This window comes from Nostoc sp. UIC 10607 (assembly GCF_047228265.1).
Taxonomy (GTDB): domain Bacteria; phylum Cyanobacteriota; class Cyanobacteriia; order Cyanobacteriales; family Nostocaceae; genus Nostoc; species Nostoc foliaceum_A.
In genome coordinates this window covers 43,030-58,725 of the sequence record NZ_JBIQNW010000023.1, presented here as the reverse complement: position 1 = coordinate 58,725, position 15,696 = coordinate 43,030, and the positions used below count along the sequence as shown (strand labels likewise).

Annotated in this window: 15 protein-coding genes and 1 pseudogene; 10 read left to right on the top strand and 6 right to left on the bottom strand. The window is 41.8% G+C overall.

The features are described 5' to 3' along the window. Positions 1–126: 126 nt before the first annotated feature. Together ACEYW6_RS19770 and ACEYW6_RS19765 are read left to right on the top strand one after the other, a co-directional pair. Complete coding sequence (locus ACEYW6_RS19770) at positions 127–2,910, top strand: GAF domain-containing protein (protein ID WP_412981077.1); 2,784 nt, start codon at positions 127–129, stop codon at positions 2,908–2,910. A gap of 635 nt (positions 2,911–3,545) precedes the next feature. Next, on the top strand, positions 3,546–4,316 hold the full coding sequence (locus ACEYW6_RS19765) for a hypothetical protein (RefSeq protein WP_190891904.1): 771 nt from the start codon (positions 3,546–3,548) through the stop codon (positions 4,314–4,316). 17 nt (positions 4,317–4,333) lie between these two features. Here ACEYW6_RS19765 and ACEYW6_RS19760 read toward each other — a convergent pair whose 3' ends face one another. Then, positions 4,334–5,188, bottom strand: coding sequence for a phosphate/phosphite/phosphonate ABC transporter substrate-binding protein (locus ACEYW6_RS19760; protein ID WP_412981076.1), 855 nt, complete (start codon positions 5,186–5,188; stop codon positions 4,334–4,336). 181 nt (positions 5,189–5,369) lie between these two features. On the opposite strand from ACEYW6_RS19760, the gene ACEYW6_RS19755 reads away from it, so the two are divergent. Further along, a complete protein-coding gene (locus ACEYW6_RS19755; RefSeq protein WP_412981075.1) occupies positions 5,370–6,284 on the top strand; it encodes a DUF3365 domain-containing protein in 915 nt (304 codons plus the stop codon). 240 nt (positions 6,285–6,524) lie between these two features. On the opposite strand, the gene ACEYW6_RS19750 is transcribed toward ACEYW6_RS19755, so the two are convergent. Then, complete coding sequence (locus ACEYW6_RS19750) at positions 6,525–7,904, bottom strand: protein kinase domain-containing protein (RefSeq protein WP_412981074.1); 1,380 nt, start codon at positions 7,902–7,904, stop codon at positions 6,525–6,527. Positions 7,905–8,211: 307 nt separating this feature from the next. On the opposite strand from ACEYW6_RS19750, the gene ACEYW6_RS19745 reads away from it, so the two are divergent. Then, on the top strand, positions 8,212–8,466 hold the full coding sequence (locus tag ACEYW6_RS19745; RefSeq protein WP_190891914.1) for a hypothetical protein: 255 nt from the start codon (positions 8,212–8,214) through the stop codon (positions 8,464–8,466). Between the two features lie 3 nt (positions 8,467–8,469). Then, positions 8,470–9,729, top strand: a complete 1,260-nt coding sequence (locus ACEYW6_RS19740) for a murein transglycosylase A (RefSeq protein WP_412981104.1) — start codon at positions 8,470–8,472, stop codon at positions 9,727–9,729. Positions 9,730–9,869: 140 nt separating this feature from the next. On the opposite strand, the gene ACEYW6_RS19735 is transcribed toward ACEYW6_RS19740, so the two are convergent. Further along, a complete protein-coding gene (locus tag ACEYW6_RS19735) occupies positions 9,870–10,517 on the bottom strand; it encodes a DUF938 domain-containing protein (protein WP_412981073.1) in 648 nt (215 codons plus the stop codon). 219 nt (positions 10,518–10,736) lie between these two features. Then, complete coding sequence (locus ACEYW6_RS19730) at positions 10,737–11,183, bottom strand: TOBE domain-containing protein (RefSeq protein ID WP_412981072.1); 447 nt, start codon at positions 11,181–11,183, stop codon at positions 10,737–10,739. A 188-nt stretch (positions 11,184–11,371) separates the two neighbouring features. Between ACEYW6_RS19730 and ACEYW6_RS19725 the strand changes: the two genes are divergently transcribed. Both ACEYW6_RS19725 and ACEYW6_RS19720 read left to right on the top strand, forming a co-directional pair. Continuing rightward, positions 11,372–11,542: a hypothetical protein gene (locus ACEYW6_RS19725; RefSeq protein ID WP_412981071.1), complete on the top strand. Its 171-nt coding sequence runs from the start codon at positions 11,372–11,374 to the stop codon at positions 11,540–11,542. Between the two features lie 4 nt (positions 11,543–11,546). Next, on the top strand, positions 11,547–12,344 hold the full coding sequence (locus tag ACEYW6_RS19720) for a hypothetical protein (RefSeq protein WP_196511370.1): 798 nt from the start codon (positions 11,547–11,549) through the stop codon (positions 12,342–12,344). 11 nt (positions 12,345–12,355) lie between these two features. Here the strand turns inward: ACEYW6_RS19720 and ACEYW6_RS19715 are convergent. Then, positions 12,356–12,421: pseudogene (locus tag ACEYW6_RS19715) on the bottom strand (hypothetical protein); the annotation flags it as partial. Between the two features lie 32 nt (positions 12,422–12,453). Beyond that, complete coding sequence (locus ACEYW6_RS19710) at positions 12,454–13,008, bottom strand: 1,2-dihydroxy-3-keto-5-methylthiopentene dioxygenase (RefSeq protein WP_412981070.1); 555 nt, start codon at positions 13,006–13,008, stop codon at positions 12,454–12,456. Between the two features lie 253 nt (positions 13,009–13,261). On the opposite strand from ACEYW6_RS19710, the gene ACEYW6_RS19705 reads away from it, so the two are divergent. The 3 genes from ACEYW6_RS19705 to ACEYW6_RS19695 all read left to right on the top strand — a co-directional run bounded on the left by ACEYW6_RS19705 (position 13,262) and on the right by ACEYW6_RS19695 (position 15,562). Continuing rightward, positions 13,262–14,707, top strand: coding sequence for a deoxyribodipyrimidine photo-lyase, 8-HDF type (locus tag ACEYW6_RS19705; protein WP_412981069.1), 1,446 nt, complete (start codon positions 13,262–13,264; stop codon positions 14,705–14,707). Between the two features lie 347 nt (positions 14,708–15,054). Further along, entirely contained in the window at positions 15,055–15,288 is a 234-nt protein-coding gene (locus ACEYW6_RS19700; protein WP_190891926.1) for a hypothetical protein, read from the top strand. Further along, positions 15,281–15,562: a hypothetical protein gene (locus ACEYW6_RS19695; RefSeq protein WP_412981068.1), complete on the top strand. Its 282-nt coding sequence runs from the start codon at positions 15,281–15,283 to the stop codon at positions 15,560–15,562. Before ACEYW6_RS19700 ends, ACEYW6_RS19695 begins: the two co-directional genes overlap by 8 nt. Positions 15,563–15,696: the final 134 nt, after the last annotated feature.

Below are 15,696 nucleotides of genomic sequence, written 5' to 3'. Positions count from 1 at the left end.
CCCTAACAAGGTATTTGTAGCAGCAATTTCGGGAAATAGGATGAAAGTTAAGGCATTATAAGTTGAAAATTCTTAACAGTGACAATTATAAAAAAAATTATACTTCAGTCATGGTGTATATAGATAATGACATTTACCAATAAACCAAACGAGTTGCAGCAAACCTTAGATCAAGAAAGTTTACTGCACCGGATGATAAAACAGATCAGGCGATCGCTCGACCTCCAAGATATATTAACGACTACCGTTAGCCAAGTGCGTTTATTTTTGGGTGCAGATCGGGTAAAAATATATCGTTTTGATACTGATGGTAGCGGTGAAGTCATTGCTGAATCTATCCATGAGCAACGTCTGCCATCCTTATTGGGGCAGCGCTTCCCAGCTGATGATATTCCACAAGAAGCTAGGGAGATGTTTCTTTTAGCACAGCAACGTTCGATTGTGGATGTGGCAAATGGGAAGATCGGGTTATCGCCTCTACATTCAAAAGAAACTGGCAAACGCTTACAAACTAATATCTACTATCGGCAGGTAGACCCGTGCCATATTCAATACCTAAAGGCAATGGGCGTGCAGTCTTCGTTGGTAGTGCCAATTTTAGATTGTGATCCACAAGAACAATCGGCAAAGCCTAAATTATGGGGATTGTTAGTATCTCACCAAAGTGAACCGCGAAATATTTTGAAGCGAGAACTAAAAGTATTGCAGCAAGTAGCTGACCAGGTAGCGATCGCGATCGCTCAAAGTAATCTACTCACCGCAGCCCGCGCCAAGCAAGAGCGAGAAGCTACTATTAACCGAGTTACCACACTATTGCATAAACTGCCGACAATCCAATTGCAAGGAGCGTTAGAAGAAGTTATTACTGCCTTCAATGGAGTAGGTGGCAGGCTTTACATTGAACAGAGTCTGGAACTATACACCTGGGGCGACCAACCAACACTGCCCTACGAGTTAGATAACAGTATTATCGAACAGCATCCCATGTGGCAAAACTGGATGGCTGAGTGTAAAGAAGGTAATATTTGGGCAATATCTGACCTCTATAAAGAACCACGTTTGCGAGTTTTGGCTTTAGCATTCCGTTCTACTCAAATTCGCGGACTTATGGTGATTCCCCTACATTACCGAGAAAAATTTATTGGTGTATTAAGCATTTTTCGGTCTGAATTTGAAACGGAAATTTTGTGGGCGGGACGATGTGAACAAAACCGGCGACAACTGCTACCCCAACTTTCCTTTGAGGTTTGGCGAGAGCAAAAAAGGGGGCAAGCACCTGAGTGGAAGCCGGAAGACATCTCATTAGCGCAAGCTTTGTACGATCATTTCTCAATGGCAATTCAGCAGCAGCAAATGTACAAACAGGTACAAGCCCTGAATACCGACCTAGAACTGCGGGTGCAAGAGCAAACTTATGAACTCGAAAAATCATTACTGTTTACCAAACTACTCAAGCAAGTTACAGAGCATATTCGCCGCACATTAGACTTGCAGACAACTCTGCAATCCATCGTTCGGGAAGTTCGTCCCCTGCTAAACTCAGACCGGGTGCTGATTTTCCAGATGAAGAGTAAATCGGTGATTGTGGAAGAGATTAATGGCAATTGGCAGTCAGTTTTGGGAGTGAATGCGCCACCGGAATGCTTTCCTGATGAGTATACCCGTCTATATTATCAGGGCAGGGTACGGGCAATTAACAACGTTTCCGCAACTTCTTTAAGTGAATGTCATCGAGAGTTTTTGCAGAGTCTGCAAGTACAAGCAAACTTAATAGTTCCGATTAATATAGGTATGGAACTATGGGGGTTATTAATAGCCCATGAGTGTGAGGCTCCCAGAGATTGGCAGGATGCAGAAATTGATTTATTGCAACAATTAGGAGATCAGGCTGCGATCGCTATTCAACAAGCGCAACTCTACGAACAAACCTGTGATGCCGAAACTGAAGCCAGAAATCAAGCTGCACAGTTAGAGCATACCCTACATGAACTCCAAGAAACACAGACAATATTAATTCACACCGAAAAAATGTCCGGCTTAGGACAGTTGGTTGCGGGTGTCGCCCACGAAATCAACAACCCCGTTAACTTCATCTACGGTAATCTCTGTCACGCCAGTGACTATACCGAACAACTGCTAGAAATTTTACGTCTTTACCAGCTACACTATCCTCACCCTCATAGTGAAATTAGCGCCGCGATCGAAGCGATCGATTTTGAATTTTTGGTAGAAGACCTCCCAAAAATCATGACCTCAATGCAAGTAGGAACCGAGCGCATCCGCTCAATAGTGCTGTCGTTACGCAATTTTTCTCGCTTGGATGAGTCTGACAACAAGCGTGTTGACATACATGAAGGCATCGACAACACCTTGTTAATTTTGCAACATCGGTTGAAAGCTAATTCTGAATTTCCAGGCATTGAAGTAATCAAAGACTATGGCAACATCCCACGGGTGGAATGCTATGCCGGCCAAATGAATCAGGTATTCATGAATATTCTTAGCAATGCCATAGATGCCCTGGTAATGGAGAATGGGAACTGGGAAATGGGAACTGGGGACAAGGAGAATAACCCAAGCCCAATCTCTACTATCCACATTTCTACTAAAATTTCAGCAGACAACTCTCGTCTATTGATTCGTTTTAGTGACAATGGGCCTGGAATGACTGAAGAGGTGAAAAAGCGAATTTTTGACCCGTTTTATACTACCAAACCTGTAGGCAAAGGTACAGGGCTGGGACTGGCAATCAGCTATCAGATTATTGTCGAAAAACATGGTGGAATAATGGAGTGCATTTCAGAACCTGGCAAAGGTACAGAGTTCTGGATTGAAATTCCCGTTAAGCCTCCAGCCAAAATTAATAGTCAACCAAACGTAGAGGAGCAGGGGGAGGAACCCCATGTCTAAAACCAATTTGCTTTAACTTGGCTCTAGATGATGGCACTAATACCACGCAAATCTATTTTTCAGAATATTACAAAATGTTAGTTTCAAAACTTAAAATTTGAATTAGTAATTACTGAACTCATCCCAAAGTTTGATGATAAAACTTTTAACAATAGGCTAAAGAAAAGATTTATAAACTATCTAGGGCGTGCAGTATATTGACTTGGATTAAAAACCATCAAAAGTAAAGTTTAGTTGCAAAAAAAATCCCTCCCCTCCAGAAGTGATAATCTAATAATTGAAGCTACAAAACAAGCTTCCCTGGCAGATATAACAGCTGCGTTTGAAATGTAGTAAGAGGTAAAAGACGCTGTTTAACTTACATCTGTCTCGTAAAAACACAACAACACCCAACGCGAAAACTGCTATTTCCTCAAATATGGGAGATTAGGGGGCGCTGTAACTGATTTTTATTACTTGTTTACAGAAGTGATGAAAGTTAGTACATCCCTGGCTAGGATAAACAATGAGAGGAGATAGTTCAGCGAGTAGAAGTTTGGGTGTTGTTGTTTTTAAAGATAAGTCTGAGATAGAGCTTCTTCTTGGTGTAAGATTATACGAAGTTGAATAGCGAGAAACAGTTTAAATAGCGCCTTATGTCAATTATTGCGCTCAGAGCGTGGTATCTACAGGATTACGAACCGATTCCAGAACTGGAAAAACGTCCGCCAGACATTCGCTTAAGCAAAAAAAGCCTGCTGAGATCAGCATTGCGAGCAGACTTTTTGGAAGAAAGCGACGAAGTTAAGAAATCAACTTGGTTTGGTCGCTATCTGGAAGGGGAAAATATTGAATTTTATATTGAAGGTAGTGGTGGCTATAGTGTCGCTAACATTGACTTAATTAGTCATGAAATTTATTTCACTAAGCAGGCGGTGTTGGCTCAGTTAGAACCAACAATTTTTTTGTGCTATCAAACTGAGTATGCCGCAGCCACGAATGTTTTGAGAGAAGAACTGCGAAAAAGTTTAGACAATTTAAACTTGCGATCGCGCCTTCCTCTAACATTAGTAGAATCCTCTCGCCCTAGTGGTGCGCCTGTACGGATTAACCGCACGATCATGCGGAAAATCCGTAAGAGTTTGTTATTTATCGCTGACACCACGCCCATTGCTAGTATTGATGGTAAAGAAGCCCCCCAATTAATTCCCAGTCCAAATGTCTGTATTGAGATTGGCTATGCCATCCAAAGTAAGCGGTCTGAACAGATTCTACTAGCGCACATGCAACGCCCAGACTTTGAAGGGCAATTTCCCTTCGACTTACCGACGCAGCAAATTTTGCAATTCCAAGACACCACAGAACTAAATAAAATCCTGACAGGGACGATTCAAAACCAGCTAGCCCGATTCAAATTGTTTTTTTGAGCAATCCGCGATCTCACTCAAAATAAACGAACCGGTTTATCTTCTAGCCCAGAAGTAATCGAACTCACCCGATCAACCACAGAAATCATGTATTTATAATCTGGTACTTGTCCATTGGGTACATACCCCACTTCTTGAGCCAAACCTGAAGGCGCATCGCTCATTACTTTGCGGATGAACTCTTGACGGTTACGTTCTACATTAGGCCCAATCAAGACTACACCTAATGGTACATAGTGAGGGTCTTTAAATAGGATGCGGAATTCAGTTGGGGCCAACTGTGAACTGTAGAGAGCCAATTCCGCCTCCGAGACAGCACAGGCGATCGCTTTTCCTTGAGCCACCAATTCTAAAGCGGCTTTGGGCGTGGGTGCAAATAAGATATCAGCTAGTGTTGTACCATAAAGATTGTAAAGTGGAAAATAATATCCTGTTGCTGAACCTAACTGACCTAAAGCTAATGTTTGACCTTGCAGCTGTTTCAACTCGGTGAGCGGACTTTCTTTGCGAACAACGAAGATTGAGCGCAAATTATTAATACCTATTAAAGGAAATAAGGGAATATATTGGTAGCGTGCGATCGCAATAGCGGCTAAACCCGGTGGAGCAAATACCAATGACCAAGCACGAGCCTCAAGGCGCTCAATGGCTTTGTTTTCATTAAAAGCAGGCTCTAGCTGAATATATGCATTTGTTTTTTCACCCAAGTAACTATTGAATTTAGCATATTGGTTAATTATCTGTTCGCCTCCACCATAATTAATAACACCAACAGTTAACGTGCCCTCAAACTGCTTTCGTGGTTGGCAGGCGGTAAATGTCAAACCTAGCAGATGAAACAGAAATAAACGACGGGGAAATCGCAAAAACATCACTAATTATGGTTAAGGAAATAACTTGGCTTTCAGAATTAATTTAAATAAGTTTGACTGCTGCCTAAACAGGTTATGTTTCAGCAAATAATTAATATTTCTTTAAATATTGTTGAGATGCTTTCTAACAAGTATAAATAAATATTAGACAAACTCAGAGACCACCTTCGTTGGTTAGGTTATGTTAAATAATATTACGTTAAAAAACTTAAAAATAGGTGCTAAATTTAACTTACTTTTAATATTAGTTTTCATAGTTAGTATTTTGGGAAGTGGCGTTGCCTTATCCAGTGTACTTCAGGGGAGAGCGCAAAATGAAGTAACTTCTCAAGCGCAGATTCTCATCCAAATGGTGAACGCGGTTAGAAACTATACACAGAATCGGATCGATCCCTTATTAGCACCTACACTAGAAACCAACCCAACGTTCATGCCGGAAATAGTACCAACTTTTTCTTCTAAAGAGGTTTTTGAAAATTTTCGGAAAAAGCCTGAATATAAAAACTTTTTTCATAAGGATGCAACACTTAATCCAACTAATTTAGCGGATAAAGCTGATAATTTTGAAACTCAACTTGTAGAGCGTTTTCGCAACGAACCTAATACTTTAGAAATTACAGGCTTTCGTAACTTGTCAGAAAACGAAGTATTTTACATTGCGCGACCACTAAAGATTACACAGCAGCAATGTCTGCGGTGTCATTCTACACCAGATCAGGCTCCTAAGAGTCAGTTGGCAACTTATGGCTCGGAAAATGGTTTTGGCTGGCAACTCAATCAGATTGTTTCTGCCCAAATAATCTCTGTTCCTTCTGAAGAGATTTTTGCTAATGCCAAACGGACTTGGATATTGATAATGGCACTTTTAATTGCGATCTTTGCGATCGTAGTTTTCTTAATTAACTTTTTAATCAAAAAGTACGTGATTCAGCGCATCAGAAGAATAGAGAAAATCGCTCAAAAAGTTAGCATTGGTGATATGAGCGCTGATTTTGAAGAAAGTTCTAATGATGAAATTGGCGGTTTAGCAGAAGCATTTAATCGGATGAAAGCTAGCTTAAAAATAGCTATGGAGATGTTGAATAACCAGAGCTAAGAATTAATTCGTAATTCGTAATTCGTAATTCGTAATGACGCTCTTGCTAGCTTGGTTCCCCGCAGGGGTAATACCAATTCACAAAAATCCTGATACATATAGATTTCTCGTAGGGGCATGGCATTGCCATGCCCTTACCAGCGTATTTGTATCATTATGAAAGTAAAATGGTATAAGCGGACTCCTTCGCACTACGTTAACGTAATTCGTAATTTACGGATAGAAAAATGCAATAAAAAATTAAGAAAGTAGGCGCTGCTGAAATTGCAAAGCTTTTTGAGTATCGGGAATTTGTGATGCTAAAATTTTTACAAATTCTGCACGAGAAACTTGTCCAGAAGACCTCACAGCTTTTTGAACTAGGAACTTAGCTATTGGGCCAATTAAATCAGCTAACTCTCGCTCACACTGATTCACAAAGCTATCGCTGATTGCTTGAGGTTCTTGACTTGGTAAATTATTGGACTTTATTTCAGATTTAACAGTAAGTTCCTGTAGTAGAGTAGGTTTTTCTAAGAGGAACATTGTTTTCTTCTTAAAATCAATTTGTTGATTTACTCTAAGATGAAGCGCCAATTGACTAATTAATTCTTCGCAGTTGAGCGCTGATGCCGCAACTTGTCGTAGTAATCTTGAGGCAACGGGACCGACAAATTCCAAAAGAATTGTTTCCAACCGACTGTAATTTTCTGAAGACAGGATAGAAGCAGGCGGATACCCAATTGAGTTTTGTTGAGAAAGTGAAGCTTGAGGCGGTTGTGTAGAAAATGATGGTTGAAGTGATTGTTCTTCTACTCTAGTATCGAGATGTTTCAGCAGCCCTAGAACTTCAGCAGCAGACTGATAGCGCTGTTTAAAGTGGTGTAGCACCATCTTAGATAGCACAGATGCTAACTCAGAACTGACGTTAGCTTGATGCTGCCAAGAAATTTCTCCTGTATCTGGGTCTTCCTCAAAGTTTATAGGATGTAACCCTGTCAGCGATTGAATAGCAATAATGCCCAAAGAATAAATATCGCTGTTGGGGCGGGGCTTACCTTGCCCCTGTTCTGTAGACATATATCCTGGGGTACCAATGATAATAGTAGCCCCCGTGCGCCCTGGAACTGTAAGCAGTTGAGTTTGGACTTGTTTGACTGCGCCAAAGTCAATCAGCACTAACTTGCCGTCTTGTTGCCGCCTGATTATATTGTCCGGCTTGATATCTCGATGGATAACGTTGTGGCTGTGAATAAATTGCAGAATACCCAAGACTTGTTGGAGCAGTTGAATTACTCTCTCTTCTGTCCAAGGTTGATTGGGGAACAGTTCCGCTTTTAGAGTATGCCCTTCAATGAACTCTTGCACCAAGAAGAACTCTTGATTATCTTCAAAATAAGCTAAAAGCCGAGGTATCTGGTCATGATTACCCAATAGTTCTAGTGTTTCTGCTTCACTAGTAAATAGCCGTCTAGCAGTTTCGAGAAATTCAGGGCTACGAGTGACGGGCTTGAGGTGTTTGACAACGCATTTCGGGAAACCTGGGCGATGGGTATCTTGGGCAACGTAGGTTTGACCGAATCCACCTCCACCTAAGACTTGAAGGACTTGGTAACGTCCGTCTAATAATTGTCCTAACATTGTGTCACTTGCCTAAGTCCTCAAATTAATCTTGGCACAACTACCAGCTTTGGCAAGGTTTGGTGAGAAAGAAAGTAGACTTATCAGAAGTTGATTGGAGAGTTATGCAACAGCTCAAGTCAACTTACACTTTTTAAGGAACTGGTTAAAGGATTAGCCGTCTAGAGTGAAGAGTCATTGGGTATGGGGCATTGGGCATGGGCTATTGGTTATTCTCTTTGTCCCCCTGCTCCCGTATGCTTACCCTTTTCATTCGGGGGTTACGTGGTTAACAATGGGTTGAATGTTTTTCAAATGATTCAACCTTATGGCTAGAACTCCAAATGAATATGCCGTATACCTCCTACTGGAAAGCGGCCACCGGGAAGAAGTACGTTTTCCTACTATTCAAGAGTTTCAGAAGTGGTATAGCGGCGAACTTGTGCCAAAGTCTGCTTCTAATGACTTTATTAGCGTGCCGATCAAAAATATTCAAGGGGAATATATGGTAATACGCCCTTCTCGGATCGTGGCAATCCGGGTAGAACCAGTTTTTAGTTCCAGTGTTGAAAGATTCAACTAAATGATGAGAAAAACCCTTGCTTTGTTTTCCTTTAGTCTGGGAATTGCCCTTGTAAACCCTCTCTGGTCGGTTGTTGCTCAAGTTCCTAACTTTCTGCCGTTGCCAGTACCGACTACTCCTGATCTCCCGGCTCTACCAATACCAACTACTCCTGAGGTAACGCCGCCGCTAAAACCAATCGCTATCGGAAGCGATTGTGCGCTCCAGCAGACTTGCTTGGGTTGGGATGAGCAAATTTGGGGTCAAAGAGGTAAAACCGGCGATCGCAAAGCGCTGTTGGCTTCCATTGATAACAGTCTGCTTTATCTAACAAAGAAAGAGGCGATCGCAGCATATCAAAATTATCCAGTTAAGGAAATTACGCTTGATCGCGTCCGCCGGAGTTTGGTACGTTTCCGCCAACTAGTTGTCAGTTCTAAGTCAGCAGCGCAATTACAAGCCGCTGTTCGCCGAGAGTTTGTCTTTTACCAGTCTGTAGGCAACGATGGCAAGGGTACTGTTAAGTTCACTGCTTACTACGAACCTATTTATACTGCCAGCCGTGTCAGGACTGCAACATACAAGTATCCCCTTTATCGGCTACCATCTGATTTCAGCACATGGCCCAAACCCCACCCAAAACGAATTGATTTGGAAGGAAAGGATGGTTTACTAGGGAATAAGAGCCAGTTGCGTGGTTTAGAAATGCTTTGGTTCCGCGATCGCCTAGACGCATACATGGTACATATCCAAGGTTCTGCCCAAATTAAATTAACTAATGGCAAAACAACATCAATTGGCTATGCAGGTGGAACTGATTACCCTTGGACTAGCATCGGCAAAGAACTAGCGAAAGATGGCAAACTTCCACTGGAAGGATTAACAATGCCACGTCTAATTAGTTATTTCAAAGGAAAGCCCCAAGAGTTGAGCAATTATCTGCCCCGCTGGGAACGATTTGTTTTCTTCCAAGAAACAAGTGGTAGACCAGCTACTGGTAGTATTCATGTGCCAGTGACAGCAGAACGTTCCATTGCTACAGATAAGTCTCTCATGCCTCCGGGAGCGCTAGCCCTGATTTATAACTCATTTCCCTATCCTGTCAGTGGTGGCAAACTAGAGAGGCGTACTGTCAGCCGCTTTGTACTTGACCAGGATACAGGAAGCGCCATCAAGGGACCAGGACGGGTGGATTATTTTATGGGGTCTGGTAAACTAGCAGGCGATCGCGCTGGTATCACAGGCGGTAATGGTTCACTATATTATTTGCTGCTCAAGGAATAGGTATTGGGTATTGGGCACAAGGAGCAAATAGTCAGAGGAGAAACACTTACTACAACTTCCCCTCTGCCTCCTATGCTCCCCCATTCTCCACTTTCTACTACAGACCTCAACCAACCTTTCTACAGAAGCCTTAAGCAGAATTATTCAATAGCAGAACGTTCAAACACTACTGAGAGATTATTTGCTGGCATTTGGTAAATCTGTTTCAAAATCAAATGTTCTGCCTTAGCTGCTGCCACTACATCATCCAAGTTACGTACACCCCATTCTTGGTTTTGGGCGCGTAAATATTCGTCAAAAGCTGCATTACTTGCTGCTGTATGTTCGTAACCTTGTTTAAAAGGCCCATATAAATAGAGAATACCTCCTGCTGCTAAGATCCGACCTGCCCCTGCCATTAGTCCTAGACAGGCTGACCACGGTGAAATGTGAATCATATTAATATTGACGATGGTGACAATTGGCGAAATATTAAGCCACTGAGTCACTGCTCCTTTCTCCACTGCCCAAACTGGTTCTCTGACATCTAGCTCAAGCGGTGGACAAACGTTATTACATCCAATGTGTTCAGTCCATGCAATAATGCTGGCTCGTAATTCTAAATTTGCATCTGTTGGTAACCACAAATGAGAACTGAGCCTAGACGCAAAAAATACTGCGTGTTCACCAGTGCCACTTGCTATTTCTAAAATAGTGCCACTCTGAGGCAATACCTGCAAAAGTATTTCTAGAATTGGTTCACGGTTGCGCTCAGTTGCTGGTGCATATTGTCGTGCGTCTTGTGTCATCCGTATTGTTTTTAAACATATACTCAATTTATCTTTAGAAATCCGATTTTATCCCTAAACTTACTTGCGTAGGGAGGGAACAGGGAACAGGAAAAAAGGGAATAGACATCTACTGAGTTTTTTCAAATATCAAATATTAGTCAGATTGCAGTTATCCAAAATCAAAAATGTTAGTGATAATTCATCTTCTTAATATCCAACGCCTAAAATCAAGTATTTCTATTCTCTGGCAATGACAATATCGTTAGATTTAATGACTGCATAAGCTTCTTTTCCCTCAGATAGTTCCAATTCTTCTGCGGAAGCTCTAGTGATAATCGAAGTTAATTCTACTTTATGAATAATTTCCAGAGTCACCTCACTATTAACTGCTCCATAAATAACTCGTTTAACGACACCTTTAAGAATATTCCGAGAGCTAACTTTTAGTGATTTTTTGGGAATACTACTTTCTATGTCAGGCTTTTGAGTGTAGTAGATATCTTCCTGTTCTTCCTGGTGAGTTGGTGGTGATATTGGTGTCGAAGAGTGCTGATTGAGACCACGCACGAGTTCCCGCAGAATCTCAGTCTTGGTGCGTTGAGACTGTTCACAGAACTCCTCCAGAATCTTCCGCTCGTCCTCTGATGTTTGAAATGTAACCCATCCTTGTTCTTTTCTTGGCATAATAATATTATCAATTTTGGTTATCTTGGTAAAATTCTACCAAGTATCAATTCGATATGTCGTTTTAGTAATAACATTTTTTTTGTCAGGATTTTCGGCATTTTTAGCGAAAATTAATCAACTAATCTCATACAGATAACTACATAAATATTTATTTTTTGTGGTGCAAAATATTCTGCTACTTGAAAATGTCTAACTGCCACTATCTTTATACCAATAAGGATGGTATACCGTTTATGGTATTTGTTGAGATAGCGATGCCTAGGTTGGGCTACGCCTACGCAGAGGTAATCTGGGCGAAAATTCTAGATGGCGATCGCTTGAGTGCCGTAGGATTATTTAACGTGAGTTCACAGTAGGGGGATGAAACACCTAAAATCTCGTTCTCAAGACCTGCGGAGTTTATTTGAGAACAATATCACTATTGAATACGTGGCAGAACCCCTTAAAGCTATGCCCGCCGATGCGGAAGTGACAGAAGTGCTGCATTGGATGCAGGCACAAAATTTTGATGTTATCGGCGTTGAGACGGGAGATATTATTAGCGGTTATGTAGAACGCTCTAGTTTGATTCAAGGCAAAGAAGGCAAGTGTGGCGACTATCAACGGGTGTTTCATCCAAAAGAGCTAATTGCCATTTCCACCCCACTGATGAAGTTGCTACCCATCCTACAACAAACTCCGCGATTGTTTGTTTTAGACTGCAATCAGGTAAGTGGCATTGTTACCTGTGGCGACTTGCAGAAAGCACCCGCGCGAATGCTACTGTTTGGCTTGGTAACGCTGCTAGAAATGAATCTGCTGCGGCTGGTGCGGATTTACTATCCTCAAGATTCTTGGCAAAAAGTCCTCAAACCTGAACGCTTAGAAGTTGCTCAAAGGCTATGGCGAGAGAGCCAAGAAAGAAACGAAGCTACCGATTTATTAGATTATCTGCAATTCTGTGATAAGCGAGAGTTGATTTTAAATCAACCAGAACTTCTCCAGCAACTGGAACTAAAGTCCAAGCGGTTTGGCGAACGCTTCCTCAAGTCTGCTGAACAGTTGCGAAACCGATTAGCTCATGCCCAAAATTTAGTTAGTGGTTCCTCTTGGACAGAGTTGATTTCTCTAGCAGAGGAGATGGAAACACTGTTAATTCGCTGTGAAGAAGTTGAGTGAATTTTTCAGCCTCACATAACATTATTTAACCATTTTGTCAAGTCTGCCACTGCGGAGAAATCTAATAGCGCCTCACTTAAATCCTCTAATTGAGTTAGGGATAATAGCCTTAGCGCGGCTTGTTGAGCGAATCACTTACTTGAGTGCCTGTATAATTGGGAACCCAGCCTTCTGCGATCGCAAAATAGCGTACCCCTTTGAAATTCAACGATGCAGTCGGGCTGCACCAATGCTCAACGCCGGCGGGGATATAGAGATAGTCTTGTGCCTGAACTAAAAGCTGTACTTGGCTGCCATCAGGTCGCACGAAGCCATAGATCATTTCTCCTGCCAACACATAGAGGGGTTCCGCGGCAGGATGAGTATGGTAACGCCCATAGGTTGCTATCAGATGGTGAAGATTAAAGGTACCTGGATGCACATTTAGCAAGTCACACCAGAGAGCGCCATTTTCTTGCTGAATAAATTCAAAGACACTGTTATGGAGTTCTACACAATAACGTTTCTCGGACTCAGTTAAAAAGTCCTGGTCTAGCAGATTGGGAAAGAGAAGCGATGTTCCTGGGTCGTAGTGTCTGAGTTCAATGCCAAGAGGGGCAAGCTCACGAGCTATTTCGCCTAAATCGCTCTCAATCGTACCGTCGTCAAGTAGTAGGTTAGCCATGACAAAAAGACTAATTAACTGTTAAGAAGAGTATACTCAACTTTGAGCTTAAAAGTCACTATTTCCGATTGATAAGCCGGGGTTTGATGACTGATGACTGATGACTGTTAACCGTCAACCGTCATCAGTCAACGTGAAACAGCCCTACCTTTTAGGGGTGGCATGAGCTTAAAGAAGAAATTTATCGCCAGAATGATGTTCATTGGTACCAATAGCATCTAAGCTAGTACGGGTGAACTATATCTAGCATGGAATGTCTGACTTAATTCTGTTTTGGCATCGGCGCGATTTACGCATTTCTGACAATACGGGACTGGCTGCGGCAAAACGGCAGAGTCCGAAAGTGGTGGGCGTGTTTTGCCTTGATCCGCATATTCTGGAACGGGATGATGTTGCTCCTGTAAGAGTAACTTATATGATTGGCTGTTTGCAGAAACTCCAAGAGAGATATGCTCAAGTTGGTAGCCAGTTATTAATACTCCACGCTGATCCTGTACAAGCGATACCAGCTTTAGCAGAAGCTTTAACAGCCAAAGCTGTTTTTTGGAATTGGGATGTAGAACCTTATTCGCAAGAACGCGATCGCACCGTTATAAATGCCCTCAAAGAAAAAGGCATTCAGTTTCTTAACCAAAACTGGGATCAAATCCTCAACTCCCCAGATGAGATCCGCACGGGAGGTAATCAACCTTATACGGTTTACACCCCCTTCTGGAAAAATTGGATTACCAAACCGAAAGCGAACCCAGTAGAAACTCTGCAAAATGTTGAGGGGTTAACAGATGCTGAACAAGAAATTGCTAAACTTGCAGGAGCCTTGACACTACCTTCAGCTAAAGATTTAGGATTTATTTGGGATGAACAATTGATTCTTTCACCGGGAGAGGCGGCGGCGCAAGAACGGCTAGAGGAATTTACTAATAAAGCTATTACTGAATACCAAGAACAGCGGAATTTCCCCGCAGTGGACGGAACATCGCAACTGAGTGCAGCTTTGAAATTTGGGGTAATTGGCATTCGCACCGTTTGGCAAGCCACGATAGAAGCACTGGAAAACAGCCGCAGTGAGGAAACAGCAGTTAATATTCGCACATGGCAACAGGAATTAGCTTGGCGGGAGTTTTATCAACATGCAATGTATAACTTTCCCGAATTAGCTGATGGTGCTTTCCGTGACACCTTTAAGAACTTTCCTTGGGAAACTAACGAAGAACACTTCCAAGCTTGGTGTGAGGGGAGAACAGGCTACCCCATTGTGGATGCAGCAATGCGTCAGATGAATGAAAGTGGCTGGATGCATAACCGTTGTCGAATGATTGTCGCCAGTTTCCTCACTAAAGACTTGCTAATTAATCCCCAATTGGGAGAAAAATACTTTATGCAGCACCTGATTGACGGAGATTTATCTGCTAATAATGGTGGTTGGCAATGGAGTGCTTCTAGCGGCATGGACCCTAAACCCGTGCGAATTTTCAACCCAGCTAGTCAAACACAAAAATTTGATCCAGAGGGGGAATATATTCGGCAATGGGTATCAGAATTGCGATCTGTAGATACAGAATATTTAGTTACTGGTAAAATTCCACCTTTAGAACGTCATGCTGTTGGCTATCCTGACCCAATTGTCGATCATAAAATCCAACAACAGCAGTTTAAACAGCGTTATCAACAACAAAAAACCCTTAGTAGCGGTGAGTAAAATTGTGGGTTTTTTAATGTTTCTTCCTTAAAAATGTTCGTAGTCAGGACTGAAGTCTTGATTTTGTCATTGTCTGCAAGACCAAAATTTTAAGTATTTATACTTTATTTTGGCAAGCGATGCGTGTAGCAATATTCCCAAAGGGATACGCTAACATCTTCTGGTGCAAGCGATCGCACCTAGATGGAAATGACCAAGCTTTCAGCCTAGTTTGCATAATTTCGGATACATTACCGCAAATGCGCTGATACTTTATTTCCCCCTCTTCATAAATTCCGCAAAAACACCGTTACGCTATTTGTGCTTGTGATCAAAACTTAGAGCATCCAGTTTATTAGGGCGTGTTTATGACCAACCCTGTAACGACGGTTATCCAAGTCAATCTGGAGATGGCTCTAGAAGTAGCTCAAGAATTGGAGCAAGCTCCATACACTCAACTCAGTACTTATTGTTTAGAGATATTAAGGGAGATAGGATGCCCTGGTACTGAACTCCCAGTTAACTTACAAACTCGCGATCAGCAGCTAAACTTTATCACTGGCTTTGCATCTTATGCATTTGGGGAGGTACAAAGTGTATAAAACATTAATTGAAGATATCTTCTATGATCCAGAAGAGGCAGAAGAAACTACTTTTCCCGCCACCGATAAAGATTTATTAATTTTAACAGAAAAGTTTTTAGAGTTTGAAATTCCTTCAAAGGTTTTCTTACAAGCTATAGCCATTGCTGATTACGATGGTGCAGCTGCTTTCCGCTACGTTGATAATTATTTGACTACCCTCAAAAATAAGAATAAACATAAGCATAAGAAATTACTTGTGTTAGGAGCTTCGACTAGGTTTGAGAATAATTAACGTGTTTCTTCACAAGCTAACCCTGAACCAATACGATTTAGATAAGATATTTTGCACGACCGATGTAGAGACGTTGTATTACAAGGTCTCTACAGAGATTTGTCCTACACCGATAAGAAAGAACAATTAAAATT